The sequence below is a fragment of the Streptomyces sp. NBRC 109706 genome (genome assembly GCF_000974485.1).
Lineage (GTDB): Bacteria > Actinomycetota > Actinomycetes > Streptomycetales > Streptomycetaceae > Streptomyces.
This window is the reverse complement of sequence record NZ_BBOM01000007.1, coordinates 168,483-187,835: the sequence shown is the minus strand read 5'-3', so window position 1 is coordinate 187,835 and position 19,353 is coordinate 168,483. Positions and strand designations below refer to the sequence as shown.

15 protein-coding genes and 1 tRNA gene are annotated in these 19,353 nt (G+C 70.6%); 13 read left to right on the top strand and 3 right to left on the bottom strand.

Annotation, left to right across the window (positions count from 1 at the left end; all coding sequences use genetic code 11):
* Window positions 1-94 precede the first annotated feature (94 nt).
* From AOM46_RS15040 to AOM46_RS15025, 4 genes are all read left to right on the top strand, one after another.
* Window positions 95-1,561, top strand: coding sequence for a pyridoxal-dependent decarboxylase (locus AOM46_RS15040; protein ID WP_062211322.1), 1,467 nt, complete (start codon window positions 95-97; stop codon window positions 1,559-1,561).
* An 89-nt stretch (window positions 1,562-1,650) separates the two neighbouring features.
* Window positions 1,651-3,108 (top strand): lysine N(6)-hydroxylase/L-ornithine N(5)-oxygenase family protein, encoded by a 1,458-nt coding sequence (locus tag AOM46_RS15035; RefSeq protein ID WP_078856842.1) that lies wholly within the window; start codon window positions 1,651-1,653, stop codon window positions 3,106-3,108.
* Between the two features lie 254 nt (window positions 3,109-3,362).
* Entirely contained in the window at window positions 3,363-4,796 is a 1,434-nt protein-coding gene (gene pyk, locus AOM46_RS15030; protein WP_062211319.1) for a pyruvate kinase, read from the top strand.
* Window positions 4,797-4,962: 166 nt separating this feature from the next.
* Window positions 4,963-5,907: a PmoA family protein gene (locus AOM46_RS15025; RefSeq protein WP_062211316.1), complete on the top strand. Its 945-nt coding sequence runs from the start codon at window positions 4,963-4,965 to the stop codon at window positions 5,905-5,907.
* Between the two features lie 27 nt (window positions 5,908-5,934).
* Here AOM46_RS15025 and AOM46_RS15020 read toward each other — a convergent pair.
* Window positions 5,935-6,017: transfer RNA gene (locus AOM46_RS15020), tRNA-Leu, on the bottom strand.
* Between the two features lie 156 nt (window positions 6,018-6,173).
* Here AOM46_RS15020 and AOM46_RS15015 point away from each other — a divergent pair.
* The 8 genes from AOM46_RS15015 (at window position 6,174) to AOM46_RS14985 (ending at window position 13,187) form a co-directional block, all read left to right on the top strand.
* Window positions 6,174-6,824, top strand: coding sequence for an ANTAR domain-containing response regulator (locus tag AOM46_RS15015; protein WP_062212616.1), 651 nt, complete (start codon window positions 6,174-6,176; stop codon window positions 6,822-6,824).
* Between the two features lie 353 nt (window positions 6,825-7,177).
* Window positions 7,178-8,341, top strand: coding sequence for a branched-chain amino acid ABC transporter substrate-binding protein (locus tag AOM46_RS15010; RefSeq protein ID WP_234313788.1), 1,164 nt, complete (start codon window positions 7,178-7,180; stop codon window positions 8,339-8,341).
* A gap of 90 nt (window positions 8,342-8,431) precedes the next feature.
* Window positions 8,432-9,355: a branched-chain amino acid ABC transporter permease gene (locus AOM46_RS15005; protein ID WP_062211310.1), complete on the top strand. Its 924-nt coding sequence runs from the start codon at window positions 8,432-8,434 to the stop codon at window positions 9,353-9,355.
* On the top strand, window positions 9,352-10,734 hold the full coding sequence (locus AOM46_RS15000) for a branched-chain amino acid ABC transporter permease (RefSeq protein ID WP_062211308.1): 1,383 nt from the start codon (window positions 9,352-9,354) through the stop codon (window positions 10,732-10,734). Before AOM46_RS15005 ends, AOM46_RS15000 begins: the two co-directional genes overlap by 4 nt.
* Window positions 10,731-11,780, top strand: coding sequence for an ABC transporter ATP-binding protein (locus AOM46_RS14995; protein ID WP_062211305.1), 1,050 nt, complete (start codon window positions 10,731-10,733; stop codon window positions 11,778-11,780). The genes AOM46_RS15000 and AOM46_RS14995 overlap by 4 nt, the downstream gene beginning before the upstream one ends.
* Window positions 11,777-12,553 (top strand): ABC transporter ATP-binding protein, encoded by a 777-nt coding sequence (locus AOM46_RS14990; protein WP_067226236.1) that lies wholly within the window; start codon window positions 11,777-11,779, stop codon window positions 12,551-12,553. The genes AOM46_RS14995 and AOM46_RS14990 overlap by 4 nt, the downstream gene beginning before the upstream one ends.
* Window positions 12,554-12,692: 139 nt before the next feature.
* Window positions 12,693-12,914 (top strand): hypothetical protein, encoded by a 222-nt coding sequence (locus AOM46_RS34045; protein WP_158920438.1) that lies wholly within the window; start codon window positions 12,693-12,695, stop codon window positions 12,912-12,914.
* A 48-nt stretch (window positions 12,915-12,962) separates the two neighbouring features.
* Window positions 12,963-13,187 (top strand): hypothetical protein, encoded by a 225-nt coding sequence (locus AOM46_RS14985; protein ID WP_062211302.1) that lies wholly within the window; start codon window positions 12,963-12,965, stop codon window positions 13,185-13,187.
* A gap of 436 nt (window positions 13,188-13,623) precedes the next feature.
* Here the strand turns inward: AOM46_RS14985 and AOM46_RS14980 are convergent, their stop codons facing one another.
* Together AOM46_RS14980 and AOM46_RS14975 are read right to left on the bottom strand one after the other, a co-directional pair.
* Window positions 13,624-14,148 carry a PaaI family thioesterase gene (locus tag AOM46_RS14980; RefSeq protein ID WP_062211299.1) on the bottom strand — a complete coding sequence of 175 codons (525 nt, stop codon included), beginning with the start codon at window positions 14,146-14,148 and terminating at the stop codon, window positions 13,624-13,626.
* A gap of 20 nt (window positions 14,149-14,168) precedes the next feature.
* Entirely contained in the window at window positions 14,169-16,454 is a 2,286-nt protein-coding gene (locus tag AOM46_RS14975) for an FdhF/YdeP family oxidoreductase (RefSeq protein ID WP_062211296.1), read from the bottom strand.
* Between the two features lie 157 nt (window positions 16,455-16,611).
* On the opposite strand from AOM46_RS14975, the gene polA reads away from it, so the two are divergent.
* A complete protein-coding gene (polA, locus tag AOM46_RS14970) occupies window positions 16,612-19,314 on the top strand; it encodes a DNA polymerase I (RefSeq protein ID WP_062212610.1) in 2,703 nt (900 codons plus the stop codon).
* Window positions 19,315-19,353: the final 39 nt, after the last annotated feature.

Sequence of the window (19,353 nt, the reverse complement as noted above, 5' to 3'; positions counted from 1 at the left end):
GGAAAGCGAGCCGAAGTGACGGGTGGGGCAGCAGGCACCGCATAGCGTTTGGGCGTTCACGACGTTCCCCCGGCGCCGCCTGTTGGAGTACTCCATGCCTGCCCTTCGCCCGCCCGATCCGACCGCGCTCGCGGGCGGCGGCTCCGGAGCCGCCGCGCTGCGCCCGCTGCTGGAGACGGTGCTGACCGCGCTGGCCGAGGGCGCGGCCGAACGCTGCGGGCCGCTGCCCGCCGGCGGTCCCACGTCCCCGCACGCCCGCTTCGGTGGAACGATCCTGCCGGCCCGGGGCACCGGCGCCCACGAGGCCCTTGGCACCCTGGTCCAGGCGCTGGCCCGGGGCGCGGCCGATCCCGCGGACCCGCACTGCGTCGCCCATCTGCACTGCCCGCCGCTGGCCGTGGCCACCGCCGCCGATCTGGCGGCCAGCGCGCTCAACCCCTCGCTCGACTCCTGGGACCAGGCGCCCGCAGCCTCCGCCCTCGAAGCCCGGGTCACCGCCGAACTCGCCGCGCTCGTCCACCCGTCGGGCCCGGCGCCCGACGCGCTGGTCACCACCGGCGGCACCGAGTCCAACCTGCTGGGCGTGCTGCTGGCCAGGGAACGGGACGAGGCGCCGCTGCGGGTGGTCTGCGGCGCCAACGCCCACCACAGCACCGCCCGCGCCACCTGGCTGCTCGGCCTGCCGCCCCCCGTCGTGCTGCCGACGCCCGCCGGGGTGCTGGATCCGGCCGCCGTGCACGCCGCCGTCGAGGCGCTGCCCCCGGGCGCGCACGCCCTGGTGGTGGCCACCGCCGGCACCACCGACACCGGCGCGATCGATCCGCTGCCCGCGCTCGCCGATCTGGTGCGTGCCCACCGCCGCCACCGGCCGGCCGGCCTGCACATCGACGCGGCCTACGGCGGGCCGCTGCTGCTCAGCCCCCGCCACCGGCACCAACTCGCCGGCCTGGAGCGGGCCGACACGGTCACCCTCGACCTGCACAAGCTCGGCTGGCAGCCGATCGCCGCCGGGCTGCTCACCGTCCCCGACCGGGCCACCCTGTTACCGCTCGGCTACCAGGCGGACTACCTCAACGCCGACGACGACACCGAGGCCGGGCTGCCCGACCTGCTGGGACGCTCGCTGCGCACCACCCGCAGGGCCGATGTGCTCAAGATCGCGGTCACCCTGCGCGCCCTCGGCCGCGCCGGTCTGGCCCGGTTGATCGAGGACACCTACGCCGCCGCCCACCGGCTGGCCGAGCTGGTCGACGCCGAGCCGGGACTGCGGCTGCACGCCCGACCCACCATCAGCACCGTGCTGTTCCGCCCCGCCGGGGCCGGCGACGAGCGGGTCGCCGCCGTACGTCGACAACTCCTCGCCGACGGCCGGGCGGTGCTCGGCCGGGCCTGGGCCGAGGACGAACGGGGCCGGCGCACGCTGTGGTTGAAGGCCACCCTGCTCAACCCGGGAGTGCAGGAGAGCGATCTGGTCGCCCTGCTCAAGCTGGTCCTCGAGCAGGCGGCCGAGCCCGCCCCTCCGCCGGGACCCGCCGTCACCCCCCTGACCCCCCGTCCCTGACTCCCTGCCCGACCACGGGTCCGACCCGTCCCCGACCGCTCGCCCGACCACACAACCACCCGTGACCGACCCCAAGAAGGAAGCAGCCCGTGACCGCCGCTGACCCCCGCTACCCCCTGGACCTCGTCGGCGTCGGCATCGGGCCCGCCAACCTCTCGCTGGCCGCACTCGCCGACGACCAACCCGATCTGCGCACCGCCTGGTACGAGCAGCGCCCCGACTTCCGCTGGCACCCCGGTCTGCTGATCGAGGGCACCACGCTCCAGGTCCCCTTCCTCGCCGATCTGGTGACCCTCGCCGACCCGACGAGCGTCTGGAGCTTCCTCAACTACCTCAGGCACCAACGGCGGCTCTTCCCCTTCTACTTCGCCGAACGCTTCCACAGCTCCCGCGCCGAGTACGACGACTACTGCCGCTGGGTCAGCGAGCAGCTTCCCGCGCTCCACTTCCACCACCGGGTGGACGCCGTCCGCTGGAACGCCGAGCACGCCGTCTTCGACATCGACCTCACCCCGCTCGGCCGCCCCGACGAGGGCGGGGCCACCGGCCGGGTGCACGCCCGCAACCTGGCCCTGGGCATCGGCACTGCGCCCCATGTCCCCGAGCAGCTGCGCCCGCTCATCGACGCGTCGGCCACCGCGCCCGTGATCCACTCCGCCGGATACCTGGAGCACCGCGACCGACTGCTGGCCGCCGGGCATGTCACGGTGATCGGCGGCGGCCAGTCGGGCGCCGAGGTCTTTCTCGACCTGCTGCGGCACCGGCCGGCCGGCGCCGAGCGGCTGCACTGGATCAGCCGCAGCCCGGCGTTCTCGCCGATGGAGTACAGCAAGCTGGGCCTGGAGCACTTCACCCCGGACTACACCCGCTACTTCCACGCGCTGCCCGAGCAGACCCGCGACCAACTCCTGTCCAGGCAGTGGCAGTTGTACAAGGCGATCGACGCGGACACGTTGGCCGCCATCCATGAGGAGCTGTACCGGCGCTCGGTGGCCGGGGGCTGGCCGGACGTGGTGCTCACCCCGGGCGTCGGGGTGCGCACGGCGGGCCGGATCGGCGCCCACCAGCTGGAGCTGCACCTCGACCACCAACCCGACGGCGGCCGCAGCCGGTTGCTCACCAACGCGGTGGTGCTGGCCACCGGGTACCGGGAGCGTCCCCTGGGCTCGGTGCTGGCCGGTCTCGACGCCGACATCCGCACCGACGCCGCCGGCCGGCCCCTGGTCACCAGGGACTACCGGCTGGTGCTCGACCCGGAGATCACCGGCGGCATCTACGTCCAGAACGCGGAACGGCACACCCATGGCGTCGGCGCGCCCGACCTCGGGCTGATCGCGCACCGCAGCGCCACCATCCTCAACGCGCTGACCGGCGAGGCGCGTTACCCGCTGCCGGAGCGGACCGCGTTCACCACCTTCGGCGCCGGGGCCCAGCCGGAGGCGCAGGGCTCCCAGGGGGCGCGGGGTGCGCGGGGCGCCCAGGAGACGGGGGGCCCCGAACCGCGCGCCGTCGCCCCGTTGCCGCCGCCCCGGCACATCCCGGTGTGACCCGCGCGGGCGGCGTCGACGGGTTTCACCGGGCGCGCGCCTGGCAAGGCTGTTCCGCGCGGGGTGCGGCTCGCGATAAAGCCGACGGATCTCCGCATTCCACTCGATTCGAGAGAAACGATAAGGCAGCGGAAAGCTCATAAGAGCGGAGTCGCGCTCATTCTGTTGTTTGTTGGTTCTCTGGTGAAAAGGCCGCCATCTCGTGGTCACTTCCGGATAGTCGGGTACTCACCGGTAACTCCTAGGGTTGCCCCATGCGCCGAGCCAAAATCGTTTGCACACTGGGCCCTGCCAGCGACTCGTCCGAGCGGATCACCGAGCTGGTGGACGCCGGGATGGACGTGGCCCGCCTCAACCTCAGCCACGGCGCCCACCGCGAGCACGAGCTGCGCTACCAGCGGGTCCGGCAGGCGGCCAGGGAATTGGGGCGCAGCGTCGGAATTCTCGCCGATCTGCAGGGTCCGAAGATCCGTCTCGGCCGTTTCGCCGAAGGTCCGGCACTTCTGGAACGCGACGACGAATTCACCATCACCACCGAGGACATCCTCGGCGACCACCGGCGTTGTGGCACCACCTATGGCGGACTCGCCCAGGACGTGCGCGCCGGCGAGCGCATTCTGGTGGACGACGGCCGGGTGACGCTCGAGGTGGTCGAGGCGACCGAGACCGAGGTGCGCACCCGGGTGATCGAGGGCGGCCTGGTCTCCGACCACAAGGGCCTGAACCTCCCCGGCGTCGCGGTCTCCGTGCCCGCCCTCTCCGGCAAGGACATCGAGGACCTGCGCTGGGCGTTGCGCACCGGGGTCGACATCGTCGCGCTGTCGTTCGTGCGCAGCGGCGACGACATCAAGGACGTGCACCGGGTGATGGCCGAGGAGGGCCGCTTCCTGCCGGTGATCGCCAAGATCGAGAAGCCGCAGGCGGTGGAGAACCTGCAGGACATCGTGGACGCCTTCGACGGCATCATGGTCGCGCGCGGGGATCTGGGCGTCGAGGTCCCGCTGGAGACGGTGCCGCTGGTCCAGAAGCGCGCCGTGCGGCTGGCCAAGCGGAACGCCAAGCCGGTGATCGTCGCCACCCAGATGCTGGACTCGATGATCGACTCCTCCCGGCCGACCAGGGCCGAGGCGTCCGACGTGGCCAACGCCGTGCTGGACGGCACCGACGCCGTGATGCTCTCCGGCGAGACCAGCGTGGGGCGTTACCCGGTGGAGACGGTGCGCACCATGAGCCGGATCGTGGTGGCCGCCGAGGCGGAGCTGCTGGCCGAGGGGCTGGCGCCGCTCACCGACGAGAACAAGCCGCGCACCCAGGGCGGCGCCGTGGCGCGGGCCGCCGCCGATATCGGCGACTTCCTGGACGCCCGGCTGCTGGTCGCGTTCACCCAGAGCGGCGACACCGCCCGCCGGCTCTCCCGTTACCGCTCGCCGATCCCGCTGGTCGCCTTCACGCCCGATCCGGCCACCCAGGCCCAACTCAGCCTGACCTGGGGGGTGGAGGCGCATCTGGTGCCCACCGTGCGGTCCACGGACGAGATGGTCACCGAGATGGACGAGGAGCTGCTGCGGGTGGGGCGCTGCCGGGTGGGTGACGTGGTGGTGATGACCGCCGGCTCGCCTCCCGCGACCCCGGGCACCACCAACCTGGTCCGCGTCCACCATGTGGGCGAGGACGACATGCCGCGCTGAGTCGCGGCGCCTCCCCGGGAGTGGGCACCGTCGACGGCCGGCCGTCGACGGTGCCCTTGTCAGTTCGGACGGTGCGTGGTTGGCTTGCTGACCGATCGTTGAAAGCGCTTACCATCCGGGTGCCCTTCCCGGGGCCCGGTGTCCGGATCGGGCCCAGGGAGACCGTGTGACCGCGCAGTTCACCGTCCAGCACACACTCGGCGAGCGCATCGCCCTCTCGGTGGAGGGCGACTCCCGCGTCGAGGTCCTTTCGTATGTCTACCGGCCCGATCCGGAGCCCTACGAGTCGCGCAAGCCGTACGCGCATCCGGTGCGCACCCTCGGCGGGCGGCTGGTCAGCGGCTACCGGCCCAACGACCACCGTTGGCACAAGGGGCTGCAGATGACCGCCAGTCATCTCTCGGAGCAGAACTTCTGGGGCGGCAACTCCTATATCCACGGCCGGGGTTACCAGCGCATCCCGGAGCGCGTCGGCTGGATGCGGCACGACGGGTTCCCGACGCTGGACGCGGCCGGCGACCGGGTGACCGTGGCCGAGGACCTGACATGGATCAACAACGGCGGCCAGGAATGGGCCAGGGAGCGGCGCACCCTCACCGCGCACAGCGCCGATCCGGTCGCCGGCAGCTGGGCGTTGGACTGGTCGATCCACCTCACCAACGTGCGCGGCGAACCGCTGCGCTTCGGCAGCCCGACCACCGCCGGCCGCGAGATGGCCGGCTACACCGGTCTGCAGTGGCGTGGGCCGCGTGACTTCACCGGCGCCCGGGTGCTCACCCCGGCCGGCGTCGGCACGGACCAGGACACCATGGGCGCCCCGGCGGCCGAGGCGCCCTGGCTCGCCCTCAGCTCGGCGCACGACGATGTGGACGCCCATTCGACCCTGGTCTTCGCGCACGCGCCGGAGAACCTCGGCCCCGGGGCCGTCCATCCCTCGCACTGGTTCGTCCGCGCCGAGCCGGTGCCCGTGGTGGCCTTCTCCTGGGCGTTCTTCGAGGAGTTCGAGCTGCCGCCGGGGGAGTCCTTCGACTACCGCTACCGGGTGCTTGTCGCCGACGGAGCCTGGGACGTCCCCGAGGTGGAACGGGCGCTGGCCGGCCACCGCTGGTAGCCGGGGCCAGGGGCCGTACGGAAGGGGTGCCGGGTGCGGGATTCGAACCCGCAAGCCCTTTCGGGCAGAGGTGTTTGAGACCTCCGTGTATGCCATTCCACCAACCCGGCTGGCGGCGCCACGGCAGTCTACCGGCTCTCAACGGGTGGATGCGACTCAGGGTCCGACCGGACTCTGGGTACTCTCATGAGTGCCCCAGCAGTGCCCCAGCGTGCGTGAAACCGAGGAGCATCGTGAGCACCCCCGACGTCCCTGACGAGCCCGACATCCCGGCGGAGGCCGCCGAAGAGGCGGCCACCGCGGACAGCGCCCACGTCCCGCCCAACACCACCCGCGTCGTGATCGCCGAGGACGAGGCGCTGATCCGGCTGGATCTCAAGGAGATGCTGGAGGAGGAGGGCTACACCGTCGTCGGGGAGGCGGGGGACGGCCAGCGCGCCGTGGAGCTGGCCCGGGAGCACAACCCGGACCTGGTGATCCTCGATGTGAAGATGCCGGTGATGGACGGGATCTCCGCCGCCGAGAAGATCGCGGCCGACAACATCGCGCCGGTGCTGATGCTCACCGCCTTCTCCCAACGCGATCTGGTGGAGCGCGCCAGGGACGCGGGGGCCATGGCGTACCTGGTGAAGCCGTTCAGCAAGAGCGATGTGGTGCCGGCGATCGAGATCGCCGTCTCCCGCTTCCAGCAGCTGCGCAGCCTCGCCGGCGAGGTGGCGGACCTGGCGCAGCGGCTGGAGACCCGCAAGCTGGTGGACCGGGCCAAGAGCGTGCTCCAGACCCAGTACGGGCTGACCGAGCCGGCCGCGTTCCGCTGGATCCAGAAGACCTCGATGGATCGCCGGCTCTCCATGCACCAGGTCGCCGAGGCGGTCATCCAGGACGCCGAGGAGAAGCGGCAGAAGCAGCAGAAGTGACGCCACGGGGAGCCGACCCCGCTCCCCGTGTTAACTCTCCGTAAAGAGCATCCCCTTGACGGCGCGCGCCGGGGCATTAGCCTCGACGCGCGCCGCCCTTATGGGAATTGGTCGGTTCCTACCACTGGACAGGTGTCCGGATCGTCCGCTAACCGGGCAGTTGTGTTCTGTTTCCGGCGTGTGCCAGAGGTCACGAGGCGATCACATCTGTCGCTCTGGTGTGTTCGTGCAGCTTGCGGGGCAATAGATTCCGCTGCACGCCGCACCAGTATGCGTGGTGCATGGACGTCGTGCGGTGCCGACATGGCTGGGCTCGTTCCAGGGGGTTTTACCAAGTGCTCAACAAATCCATCGTGCGACTGGCGATACCGGTGGCCGCCGGTGCCCTGCTGCTTACCGGTTGCGGAAGCGATGACGACGAAGGTGGCAGCGGCGGCAACGGCGGAGGTGGCGAGACCTACAAGATCGCCTACCAGGGGCCGCTCTCGGGGCAGAATGTCGCCCTGGGCGAGAACATGCAGAACGGTGTGCAACTCGCCATCAACGAGGCCAACGACAGCGGCGAGTACGACTTCACCATCGAATATTTCGCGGCGGACGACCAGGGTGCGGAGGGGCAGGCCACCTCGGCCGCCCAGTCGGCCATCGACGACCAGGACGTGGTGGCCGTCGTCGGCCCCGCCTTCTCCGGTCCGACCCATGTGGCCGCCCCGCTCTACGGGCAGGCCGGACTCGCCGCGGTCTCCTCCTCGGCCACCGACCCGGCGCTGACCGAGGCCGGCTTCCCGACCTTCCTGCGCGCCGTGCCCAACGACAACGCCCAGGGCAAGGCCATGGCCGACTTCCTGGCCACGCAGGACGGCGTGAACAGCGTCATGGTGATCGACGATGTCACGCCGTACGGCGAGGGCCTCGCGGACGTCGCCATGGAGGAGCTGGCCAACGCCGGTCTCGACGCCCAGCGGGAGAGCGTGCCGGCCGACACGGTCGACTACGGCGGTGCCGCCCGTACGGTGACGACCTCGGGTGTGGACGCGCTGATCTACGCGGGTTACTACGAGGCGTTGGCGCCGTTCGCCACCAGGCTCAGCGAGTCCGGCTTCGACGGCATCGGCATCTCGGGTGACGGCGCCAACGACGACGAGCTGATCAACCTGGCCGGCGGCGCGGTCGAGGACTGGTACCTGACCTGCCCGTGCACCGAGGCCACCGCCGAGGACGCCACGGCCGACTTCGCGCAGCGTTACCAGGACGAGTACGGCAAGGCTCCCGGCACCTACTCGGCCGAGAGCTACGACGTCACCAGCATGGTCATCCAGACCATCGCCGAGCTGGACGGCGACGTGAACCGGCAGTCCGTCTACGAGGCGCTGGCGGCCGTCGAGTACGAGGGCCTGACGAAGACCTTCTCGTTCACGGACACCGGTGAGTTCAACAACGAGGCGATCTTCCTCTACCAGATCAAGGACGGCGTGCGCGGTTATGTGGGCGCGGTCGAAGAGCTGGTCGGCGGCTGACATTTCGTGAGGTCCGGTGGGGCGCTGACTAATCGTCACGCCCCACCGGTCCTGTAATCCCCTGCCGCTCGTCACGAGGAAGTTTCGTCCATGTCCCTTTCCGATATCTGGGACGTTCTTGTCCTGGGCTTGGTGCTCGGCTCGCTCTATGCCGTCATCGCCATTGGGTACACGCTGGTTTACGGCGTGTTGCAACTGCTTAACTTCGCACACAGCGAAGTCTTTATGGCCGGCGGTTTCGGGGGCGTTATCGCGCTGACCATCATCGAACCGGTCGCCGATCCTTCGGGTATGCAGTCGGTGCTCTACATCCTGCTCGGCATGGGCGCCGGAGCACTACTCGGCGGAGTGATTGCCTTCGGTCTTGAGAAGGCCGCCTATCTACCGCTACGGAGACGGAACGCGCCACGCCTGGTCTTTCTGATCACGGCCATCGGCGCGTCGTTCTTCCTCTACAACCTGGCGGGCAAGCTCTTCGGCCGGTATCCCATCGCGATGCCGAACATGTACGAGAACAAGACCGTGTTCACGATCTTCGGCACCACGGTCAGCGTCACCCAGCTGCTGATCGTCGGCGCGGCCGTGGTGATGCTCGCGGCCGTCGACCAGATCGTGAACCGCACCAAGCTGGGCTCCGGGATCAGGGCCGTCGCCCAGGACCCCGAGGTGGCCGCGTTGATGGGCGTGAACATCGACAAGGTGGTCTCGCGGACCTTCGTGCTGGGCGGCCTGCTCGGCGGCGTCGCCGGCTTCCTCTTCGGCACCAACCTGCAGGTCGAGTACACGATGGGCTTCCTGCCCGGGATCACCGCCTTCGCCGCGGCCGTGCTCGGCGGCATCGGCAACGTCCGGGGCGCCGTGCTCGGCGGCCTGCTGCTGGGCGTGGTCGAGGCGTTCACGGTGGAGATCTGGAGCGACGCCTGGCGCTATGTGGGCGCCTTCGCGGTCCTGGTCCTGGTGTTGATGTTCCGGCCGACCGGACTGCTCGGTGAGCGTGTGGGGAGGACAGCATGAGCCAGTCAGCCACGGAGGCGGCGACGCCGTCGGCGGCCCGCCTGAGAAAGGGCGCCTGGTACCAACAGCCCCGTTGGAAGCGGCTGTTCGCCATGATGGTGACGGCCGTGGTGCTGGCCCAGGTCACCGGCGAACAGGGAGTGCGTGGCGATCTCTTCTACGCGCTCAAGGAGAACTTCACCGGGAGCGGTCTCTGGGTCTGGGTCGGGATCTTCCTGGCCGTCTGGTTGGTGCGGGAGTTCCTGCGCGACTGGGCGAAGGCCGCGTTCATCAGGTTCCGCACCGAGAAGTGGGAGCCGAGTCCGCTCGCCGCGCGCGGCCGAGAGGTCACCAAGACCGTTCGTACCGGGCGGTATTACCGCTGGGGCGGGATGGCGGCGCTGCTCGGCCTGCTGATCGTTCTGCCGCTGCTGGTCTCCACCTTCTGGCAGCAGGTGATGGTGGACCAGATCGGCATGTTCGTCCTGGTCGCCATCGGTTTGAATGTGGTGGTCGGCTGGGCCGGAATGCTGGACCTCGGCTTTATCGCGTTCTTCGCGATCGGCGCCTATAGCGCGGCGTTCTGGACCGGCGGCCTGCCGGTGGACTCGCCGATCGAGCTGAACAACTTCGTGGTGATGCCGGTCGCCGTGCTCACCTGTCTGATAGCCGGCGTTCTGCTGGGCGCGCCCACACTCCGGCTGCGCGGTGACTATCTGGCGATCGTCACCCTGGGATTCCACGAGATCGTCTACCTCACCGCGAAGAACTGGACCGAGTTCACCGGCGGCCCCCGGGGTGCCAGCCCCGACCGCTTCTCGATCGACCTGGGATTCTGGTCCTATGAGTGGGGCCTCGATCCGGCGCCCTACTACTGGCTGCAACTCGGCTTCGTCGTCGTGATCCTGTTCCTGTTCGTCCGGCTGGAACACTCCCGGGTCGGCCGCGCCTGGACGGCCATCAGGGAGGACGAGGTGGCCGCGGCGGCCACCGGCGTGGACACCGTCCGCTTCAAGCTGCTGGCCTTCGCCATCGGCGCCTCCACCTCCGGCATCGCCGGCGTGATCTACGCGAGCAAGCTCGGCTTCATCAACTCCGAGATGTTCCTGGTGCTGCTGTCCGTGCTGGCCCTTTCCTATGTGGTGTTCGGCGGGATGGGTTCCCTCCCCGGCGTGCTGCTGGGCACCGCGATCCTGGTGTGGCTCCCGGAGTACCTGCGGGACACCGTCGACCCCCAGGACCGCTACATGTATCTGGGCGGGCTGCTGGTGGTCATGATGATCTACCGGCCGCAGGGCCTGTGGCCATCGCGCCGTAGACAGCGCGAGCTACGCATGTCCCAGGAGGGCGCGGGCTCGGCCGACGGGCTGGGCGCGCAGCCGGGAGGAGCACAGGGATGAAGACCAAAGCGAGCCTCACGAAGCCGGGTCAGGCGGGAGGCGCGTCGGCCGATGTGCTGCACGCCTCCGGGGTGACCCTGCGGTTCGGCGGCCTCACCAGCCTCAACAACGTCGAACTGCGGGTCGGCCGGGGCGAGATCCTGGCCGTCATCGGCCCCAACGGGGCCGGGAAGACCTCCCTGTTCAACTCCCTGACCGGCGCCTATGTGCCGCAGGAGGGGACGATCAGCTTCAGCCCCCGCCGAGGCGGCAGCCATGAGCTGCGCGGCCGCAAGCCGCACAAGGTGAGCCGTCTCGGGGTGGCCAGGACGTTCCAGAACATCCGGCTGTTCGGCGCGCTCACCGTGCTGGAGAACGTCAAGATCGCGATAGAGACGCGGCAGAAGACGGATCCGATCTCCATCATGCTGGGCCTGCCCAACGCGCGCAGGGACGAGCGGGAGAGCGACCACAGGGCCCACGAGGTGCTGTCCTTCGTCGGCCTCGAACACCGGATCAACGAGCTGGCGTCCGCGCTCAGCTACGGTGAGCAACGCCGACTGGAGATAGCCAGGGCGCTGGGCACCGAGCCCGAACTGCTGCTGCTGGACGAACCGGCGGCGGGCACCAACCCGACCGAGAAGCACGATCTGGAACGGCTGATCCGGCGGATCAACACCGATCTGGACATCAGCGTGCTGCTGATCGAGCACGACATGCGGCTGGTGATGTCCGTCGCCGACCGGGTCGCGGTGCTGAACTTCGGCAAGAAGATCGCCGAGGGGACACCGTCCCAGGTGCAGCAGGACCCGGCGGTGATCGAGGCATATCTCGGCGTCTCGGAGGGCGAGGAGAGCGAGGCCGTCACCGAGTTGGTGGCCGAGCAGGCCGAACACGCCGAGGCGGCCCGGGTGCAGGCGGAGGCGGAGGCGGAAGCCGAGGCTGCTTCCGAGGCCGGTTCCGACGCTGGATCGGGGGCCGGTCCGGGGGCCGGTTCGGGGGCTGAGGAGAGCGCGGACGCGGAGGACCAGTCCTCCGGGACCGACGCCGAGAAGGAGCGCGGATGAGCACCACAGCGGACCAGGAGCAGTTCCACCGGACGGAGAACGTGGCCGACGACGGCGGCACCCCGCTCCTGGAACTGCGCGATCTGCGCGTCTTCTACGGCGCCATCGAAGCGCTCAAGGGCATCAGCCTCTCCGTCAACGAGGGCCAGGTGGTCGCCCTGCTCGGCGCCAACGGCGCCGGCAAGTCCACCACCCTCAAGGCCGCCTCGGGCATGCTGGCCCCCCGATCGGGCCAGGTGCTGCTGCGCGGCGAGCGGGTGGACGGCATCAAGTCCCACGAGCTGGTCCAGTTCGGCATCGGGCATGTCCCGGAGGGACGACGGGTGTTCGCCCGGATGTCCATCCTGGAGAACCTGAAGATGGGCGCCTACCGGCTGCGTCGGCCCGACCCGGCCGACATGGACCGGGTGTTCACCCTCTTCCCGGTGCTCGCCCAGCGGCGCAAGCAGATCGCCGGCACGCTCTCCGGCGGCGAGCAGCAGATGCTCGCCATCGGCCGCGCGCTGATGGGCAAGCCGGAGCTGCTCCTGCTGGACGAGCCCTCCATGGGCCTCGCGCCGCTGATCGTGCAGCAGATCTTCGAGATCCTCCGGGAGATCAACGAACAGGGCACCACGCTGCTGCTGGTGGAACAGAACGCCTCACAGGCGCTGCAACTGGCCGACCACGGCTATGTGTTGGAGACGGGAGCCGTGGTGATGGCCGACCGGGCCGGAGCCCTGCTCTCCGACCCGAGGGTGCGCGCCGCCTATCTGGGCGAGGTCGTCGAGTAACGCCGTCAGCGGTGCAGGACCACGACGGCGGCGGGCCCCGGCCCGCCGCCGTCACCGTTCCATGGGACGCGCGCGACAGCCGTGTCACAGCTCCCGCCTGCCGCGTCACGCGGCCGGGGGCCGCGCCTAGGCTCGGCCCATGACCAACGTGCCATGTGCGTACTGCGGTTCGACCCAGCGGGAGTCCGGATTCCTGGCCCCGGGAGGAGGGGCACCTCGCTACACCGGCTGGATACCGGGACCGCTGCGGCTGGGACCGCTCGGCAACGCCCGCGTCGCCGGGAAGCAGAAGTGGCGGGTGGAGGCGTGGCGTTGTGCCGGCTGCGGCCGGCTTGAGATGTTCGCCCGCGAGACGGTCTGACCCGCCGGGGGCGGGGCGCGCCGGCCCGGCGTTGTCTAAGCTCCGGGCATGAGCGACTTCAGCTGTCCGCGCTGCGGCAACGGGCAACACGAAGAGGGATTCGTCGAGGACGGCGGGCAGGGCTCCCAGGGCGCCCTGCGCTGGATCTCCGGCCCGCTGCGCCGTGGCCCGATGGGCGGGGCGCGCCGGATGGGCAGACAACGCTGGGAAGTCGAAGCGTGGCGCTGCACCGGCTGCGGCCGCCTCGAACTCTACGCCCGCGAACAGGCCTGACCCACCCCCCACCCCTGCCCGACACCACGGCCAACCCCGTTGCCCGTCCCCGCCATTGGCTGGCGGGGGCGGGGCCCTTGTGGCTCAGCTGGCGCCGGCGGCGCGGCGGCCTCGGTGCTTCACTCCGCCAGGCCCGTTGTCCGCCGGCCTCAATGGCCGCCCGTCGCTCGTGGCGCGGTCCGCCCCCGCCACCGGCCGGCGGCGCGTTCTTCCGCGGACGGCTTCGTTCCCGGCCCGGGGTCCGTCCGGTCATGCCTCGGCCAAGTCTCGCCCGCCGCCGGCGGCTTCACCCTCGGGCCGGTCAACCCCGCTGCCCGTCCCCGCCACCGGCCGGCCGGGGAGGTGTCGCTCCGCCGGCGGGTTCGTTCCCGGACCGGTCAACACCATTGCCCACCGGCGCCGTTGGCCGCTCGGTGCCCGCCCGGAGGGCGCCCGCTCAGCCCTCCGTCGGTTCGGCGGCGGCTCCGGCGCCGTCCGCGTTGTCGCCGTCGCGGGACGGGGTCTGTTGGGCGGCAGGGCGCAGGGCGCAGGTCAGCCGGGCGGTGCAGACCCGCTTGTCCCGCTCGTCGGTGATCACGATCTCGTAGGTCGCCGAAGTGCGCCCCGCGTGCGCCGGGGTGGCGACGCCGGTGATCAGCCCCGCGCGCACCGGCCGGTGGTGGGTGCAGCTGAGATCGACGCCCATCGCCATCTTGTTGGGGCCGCCGTGCAACATCGCGGCGATGGAGCCCAGCGTCTCCGCCAGCACCGCCGAAGCGCCCCCGTGCAGCAGGCCGTACGGCTGGGTGTTGCCCGCCACCGGCAGCGTGCCCACGACGCGCTCAGGAGCGGCCTCCAGCACCACCAGGCCCATCCGCGAGCCGAGATCACCGGCCGAGAACAGCGCCGGCAGATCGATGCCGAGCCCCGCCCACTGGTCGATCACCTGCGGGGAAAACAGCGTGTTGGTTCTTTCACCCATGGCCGACGTTCTATCAGGTCTCACTGACAAGCGGCCCCGGGGGTGAGGCGGATCACCACCGACTTGCTGACCGGGGTGTTGCTGGTGTCGGCGGTGGCGTCCAGCGGGACCAGCACATTGGTCTCCGGGTAGTACGCCGCCGCGCAGCCCCGCGCCGTCGGATAGTGGACCACCCGGAAGCCGGGCGCCACCCGTTCCGTACCGTCCGTCCACTCGCTGACCAGGTCGGCGTAGTCGCCGTCCGCGAGGCCCGCGTCGGCCGCGTCCGCCGGGTGCACCAGCACCACCCGGCGCCCGCCGGCGATGCCCCGATAGCGGTCGTCGAGGCCGTAGACCGTGGTGTTGTACTGGTCGTGCGAGCGGAGCGTCTGCAGCAGCAGCCGGCCGGCCGGCACCCTGGGGAAGGTGACCTGCTCGGCGGTGAAGTTCGCCTTCCCGGTGGCGGTGGGGAAGCGGCGCTCGTCGCGCGGGGCGTGCGGCAGGGTGAAGCCGCCGGGCTTCGCGACCCGCTCCTCGAAGTCCGTGAAGCCCGGGATCACCCGGGCGATCCTGGCCCTGACCTTCGCGTAGTCCGCCTCGAACTCCGCCCAGGGAGTGGCGCTCCGCTCGCCGAGCACCCGGCGCGCCAGCCGACAGACGATGGCCGGCTCCGAAAGCAGCGCCTCGCTCGCCGGGCGCAGCCGCCCACGCGAGGCGTGCACCACCCCCATCGAGTCCTCCACGGTGACGAACTGCTCGCCACCGGCCTGGACGTCCCGCTCGGTGCGCCCCAACGTCGGCAGGATCAGCGCCCGGGCGCCGGTCACACAGTGCGAACGGTTCAGCTTGGTGGAGACATGCACCGTCAACCTGGCGCGGCGCATCGCCCGTTCGGTGACATCGGTGTCGGGGCTGGCCGCGACGAAGTTGCCGCCCATCGCGAAGAACACCTTCGCCGTTCCGTCCCGCAGCGCCCGAATGGCGTTCACCACGTCGAGCCCGTGGTGGCGCGGGGGCTCGAAGCCGAACTCCGCCCCCAGCGCGTCCAGGAACGCGGCCGCCGGCCGTTCCACGATGCCCATGGTGCGATCGCCCTGCACATTGCTGTGCCCCCGCACCGGACAGACCCCGGCCCCCGGACGACCGATATTGCCGCGCAGAAGAAGGAAGTTGACCACTTCCTTGATGGTGGGCACCGCGTGCTTGTGCTGCGTCAGGCCCATCGCCCAACAGACCACCACGCTGTCGGCCGCCAGCACCATCTCCAGCGCGCGCTCTATCTCGGCCCTGGTCAGGCCGGTGGCCTCCAGGGTCTGCGCCCAGTCGGCCGCGCTCGCCGCCTCGGCGAACCGGTCGAAGCCATGGGTGTGCTCGCGGACGAACGCCTCGTCCACGGCGCCGTCCCGTTCGATGATCAGCTTGTTGAGCAGTCGGAAGAGCGCCTGGTCGCCGCCGAGCCGCACCTGGAGGAAGAGGTCGGTCAGCGCGGTGCCGCCGCCGACCAGCCCCTTGGGCGTCTGCGGGTTGCGGAACCGCTCAAGACCGGCCTCCGGCAACGGGTTCACCGTGATGATCCGCGCGCCCTCGGCCTTGGCCCGCTCCAGCGCCGTCAACATCCTGGGGTGGTTGGTCCCCGGGTTCTGCCCGGCCACGACGATCAGATCCGCGCGGTACAGATCCTCCAGCAGCACACTGCCCTTCCCGACCCCCAACGTCTCGGTGAGCGCCGAGCCGGACGACTCGTGGCACATGTTGGAGCAGTCGGGCAGGTTGTTGGTGCCGAACTCGCGGGCGAACAGCTGATAGAGGAAGGCCGCCTCGTTGCTGGTGCGCCCCGAGGTGTAGAAAACCGCCTCGTCGGGCGAGTCCAGCGCGGTCAACTCCTCGGCGATCAGCTCGAAGGCCGCGTCCCAGCCGATCGGCCGATAGTGCTCGGCCCCCTCGTCGAGATACATCGGCTCGGTCAGCCGCCCCTGCTGGCCCAGCCAGTAGCCGGAGCGCTCGGACAGCTCGGCGAGCCCGTGCTCCGCGAAGAACGCCGGCGTCACCCGCCGCAGCGTCGCCTCCTCCGCCACCGCCTTGGCACCGTTCTCACAGAACTCGGCGCGATGCGGCCGGTCGGGCTCCGGCCAGGCACAGCCCGGGCAGTCGAACCCGGTGGGCTGGTTCACCCGCAGCAACGTCAACGCCGTGCGACGCGCACCCATCTGCCGATGGGCCAGGCGCAGCGAGTGCGCCACCGCCGGCAGCCCGGCCGCGGCGTGCAGCGGCTCGCTGACCTCGGGGGCGTCCTGGACCGGATCCTTCGCGGGGGGCTTGGCTGACATCAGTGATCTTCCTCGATCTTCGGTGATCTTTTTCGGCCTCGGGGTTCCGCTGCTTTCTACGGGTTTTCGCAGGTTTCCACGGGCGGACGAGCCGTCGCAGGGCCGATGGTCGCACGGCTGAGGGCGAGTGTCAGTGGTCCGTGGGAGTATCGACGGCGTGGTTGAGAAAGCATCGCAACAGACCCAGACGCCCCGCCTGCTCCTCCTCGACGGGCATTCCCTGGCCTATCGCGCCTTCTTCGCCCTCCCGGCGGAGAACTTCACTACCGCGGTCGGCCAGCCGACCAACGCGATCTACGGGTTCACGTCGATGCTGGCCAACACCCTGCGTGACGAGGCGCCCACGCATCTCGCGGTCGCGTTCGACGTCTCCCGCAAGACCTGGCGCTCCGAGCGGTACGCCGAGTACAAGGCCACCCGATCCGCCACGCCGGACGAGTTCAAGGGCCAGGTCGAGCTGATCGGCGAGCTGCTCGACGCCATGCGGGTCCGCAGATTCGCCGTGGCCGGCTTCGAGGCGGACGATGTGATCGCCACGCTCGCCACCCAGGCGGCGGGCGAGGGCTTCCAGGTCTCCATCGTGACGGGCGACCGCGACGCGTTCCAGCTGATCACGGAGCAGATCACGGTCCTCTACCCCACCAAGGGCGTCTCCGAGCTGACCCGCTTCACCCCGGAGAAGGTCCTGGAGAAGTACGGCCTGCCCCCCGCCCGTTACCCGGACTTCGCCGCCCTGCGGGGCGACCCTTCGGACAACCTCCCCGGCATCCCTGGCGTCGGCGAGAAGACGGCCGCCAAGTGGATCAACCAGTTCGGCTCGCTGGACGACCTGATCGCCCGCGCCGAAGAGGTCAAGGGCAAGGCCGGCCAGAACTTCCGCGATCATGTCGCGTCCGTCCAGCTCAACCGCCAGCTCACCGAGCTGGACCGCGAGGTCGAGCTCGACTGCCTGCCGGCCGATCTGGCCCGCGAGCCCTATGACAACGCCGCCGTCACCGGCCTGCTCGACGCCCTGGAGTTCCACAACGCCAGCCTCAGGGACCGCCTCTTCGCCGTCGATCCGGGAGCCGACGAGGCCGCGCCCGCGCTCGCCGAGAGCGTCGAGGTGGTGGGCGAGCTGGTCGCCGCCGACGCGTTGGCCCCCTGGCTGGCCGCCCACGCCGCCGCGCCGCTGGGCCTGTCCACGCTCGACAGCTGGCAGTTGGGAGCCGGCGGCGTGCATGCCGTCGCCCTCGCCACCGCCGACGGTCCCGCGGCCTGGTTCGATCCCGCCGAGCTGTCCCCGGGCGACGAGCGCGCCTTCGCCGCCTGGCTCGGCGATCCCGAGCGGCCCAAGGTGCTGCACGGCGCCAAGGAGGCATTCCGGGTCTTCGCCGAGCACGGCTGGGCGATCGAGGGCATCACCATGGACACCGCCCTCGCCGCCTATCTGGTGCAGCCGGGGCGCCGTTCCTTCGCGTTGGACGCGCTGAGTGTGGAGTTCCTCGGCCGCGAGCTGGACAAGCCGGCCGACGACAACGGCCAGCTCGCCTTCGGCGCCGACGACGCGGCCGAGGCCCACACCCTGATGCGCCAGGCCCGCACCGTCCTCGATCTGGGCGAGGTCTTCCGGGGGCGGCTCCCCGAGGTGGGCGCCGCCGAGTTGCTGACCGACCTCGAACTCCCCGTCTCCGCATTGCTGGCCCGGATGGAGCGCGCCGGAATCGCCGCCGACCGCTCCCATCTGACGGCGTTGGAGGGCCAGTTCGCCGCCGCCGTGGCGCAGGCGATCAGCGAGGCGCACGCCTCCGTCGGCCACGAGTTCAACCTGGGCTCGCCCAAGCAGCTCCAGGAGGTCTTCTTCGGCGAGCTGGGCCTGCCCAAGACGAAGAAGACCAAGACCGGTTACACCACGGACGCGGACGCCCTGCTCTGGCTGGCCGGCCAGACGGAGCACGAGCTGCCGGTCATCATGCTCCGCCACCGCGAGCAGGCCCGGCTGCGCACCACGGTCGAGGGCCTGATCAAGACCATCGCGGCCGACGGGCGCATCCACACCACCTTCCAGCAGACGGTGGCGGCCACCGGCCGGCTCTCCTCCACCGACCCCAACCTCCAGAACATCCCGGTCCGCACGGACGAGGGGCGCGCGATCAGGGGCGGCTTCGTCGTCGGCGAGGGCTTCGAGACGCTGCTCACCGCCGACTACAGCCAGATCGAGCTCCGCGTCATGGCCCATCTCTCCGAGGACTCAGGCCTGATCGAGGCGTTCGCCTCGGGCGAGGACCTGCACACCACGGTCGCCTCCCAGGTCTTCTCCGTGGCCAAGGACGCGGTCGACGCCGAGATGCGCCGCAAGATCAAGGCCATGAGCTACGGCCTGGCCTACGGGCTCTCCGCCTTCGGGCTCTCCCAGCAGCTGTCCATCTCGCCCGACGAGGCGCGCAAGCTGATGGACACCTACTTCGAGCGCTTCGGCGGCGTGCGCGACTATCTCCAACGGGCGGTCAAGGAGGCCGCGATCGTCGGCTACACCCAGACACTGATGGGCCGCCGCCGCTACCTCCCCGACCTCGGCAGCTCCAACCGCCAGCGCCGCGAGATGGCCGAGCGCATGGCGCTCAACGCCCCCATCCAGGGCACCGCCGCCGATATCGTGAAGATCGCCATGCTGCGGGTGGACGAGGCCCTTGCCCGGGAGCGGCTGGCCAGCCGGATGCTCCTCCAGGTGCACGACGAGATCGTGCTCGAAGTGGCCCCGGGCGAGCGCGAGGCGGTGGAGGAGCTGGTGCGCCGCGAAATGGCCGGCGCCGTCCAGCTGCGCGCCCCGCTGGATGTCTCCGTCGGCTGGGGCCGGACCTGGGAGGCCGCGGCGCACTGACCGTTCTGTCCCGGTTGGTCGCGCGTTCTCCGTACCGTC

Excerpts from the sequence above, each read along its gene's own strand:
- AOM46_RS14990 (WP_067226236.1), top strand. The coding sequence starts at position 11,777 with ATGAGCACCACAGCGGACCAGGAGCAGTTCCACCGGACGGAGAACGTG.
- AOM46_RS14980 (WP_062211299.1), bottom strand. The coding sequence starts at position 14,148 with ATGGGTGAAAGAACCAACACGCTGTTTTCCCCGCAGGTGATCGACCAG.
- AOM46_RS14985 (WP_062211302.1), top strand. The coding sequence starts at position 12,963 with ATGAGCGACTTCAGCTGTCCGCGCTGCGGCAACGGGCAACACGAAGAG.
- AOM46_RS15040 (WP_062211322.1), top strand. The coding sequence starts at position 95 with ATGCCTGCCCTTCGCCCGCCCGATCCGACCGCGCTCGCGGGCGGCGGC.
- AOM46_RS14995 (WP_062211305.1), top strand. The coding sequence starts at position 10,731 with ATGAAGACCAAAGCGAGCCTCACGAAGCCGGGTCAGGCGGGAGGCGCG.
- AOM46_RS14975 (WP_062211296.1), bottom strand. The coding sequence starts at position 16,454 with ATGTCAGCCAAGCCCCCCGCGAAGGATCCGGTCCAGGACGCCCCCGAG.
- AOM46_RS15000 (WP_062211308.1), top strand. The coding sequence starts at position 9,352 with ATGAGCCAGTCAGCCACGGAGGCGGCGACGCCGTCGGCGGCCCGCCTG.
- AOM46_RS34045 (WP_158920438.1), top strand. The coding sequence starts at position 12,693 with ATGACCAACGTGCCATGTGCGTACTGCGGTTCGACCCAGCGGGAGTCC.
- pyk (WP_062211319.1), top strand. The coding sequence starts at position 3,363 with ATGCGCCGAGCCAAAATCGTTTGCACACTGGGCCCTGCCAGCGACTCG.
- AOM46_RS15005 (WP_062211310.1), top strand. The coding sequence starts at position 8,432 with ATGTCCCTTTCCGATATCTGGGACGTTCTTGTCCTGGGCTTGGTGCTC.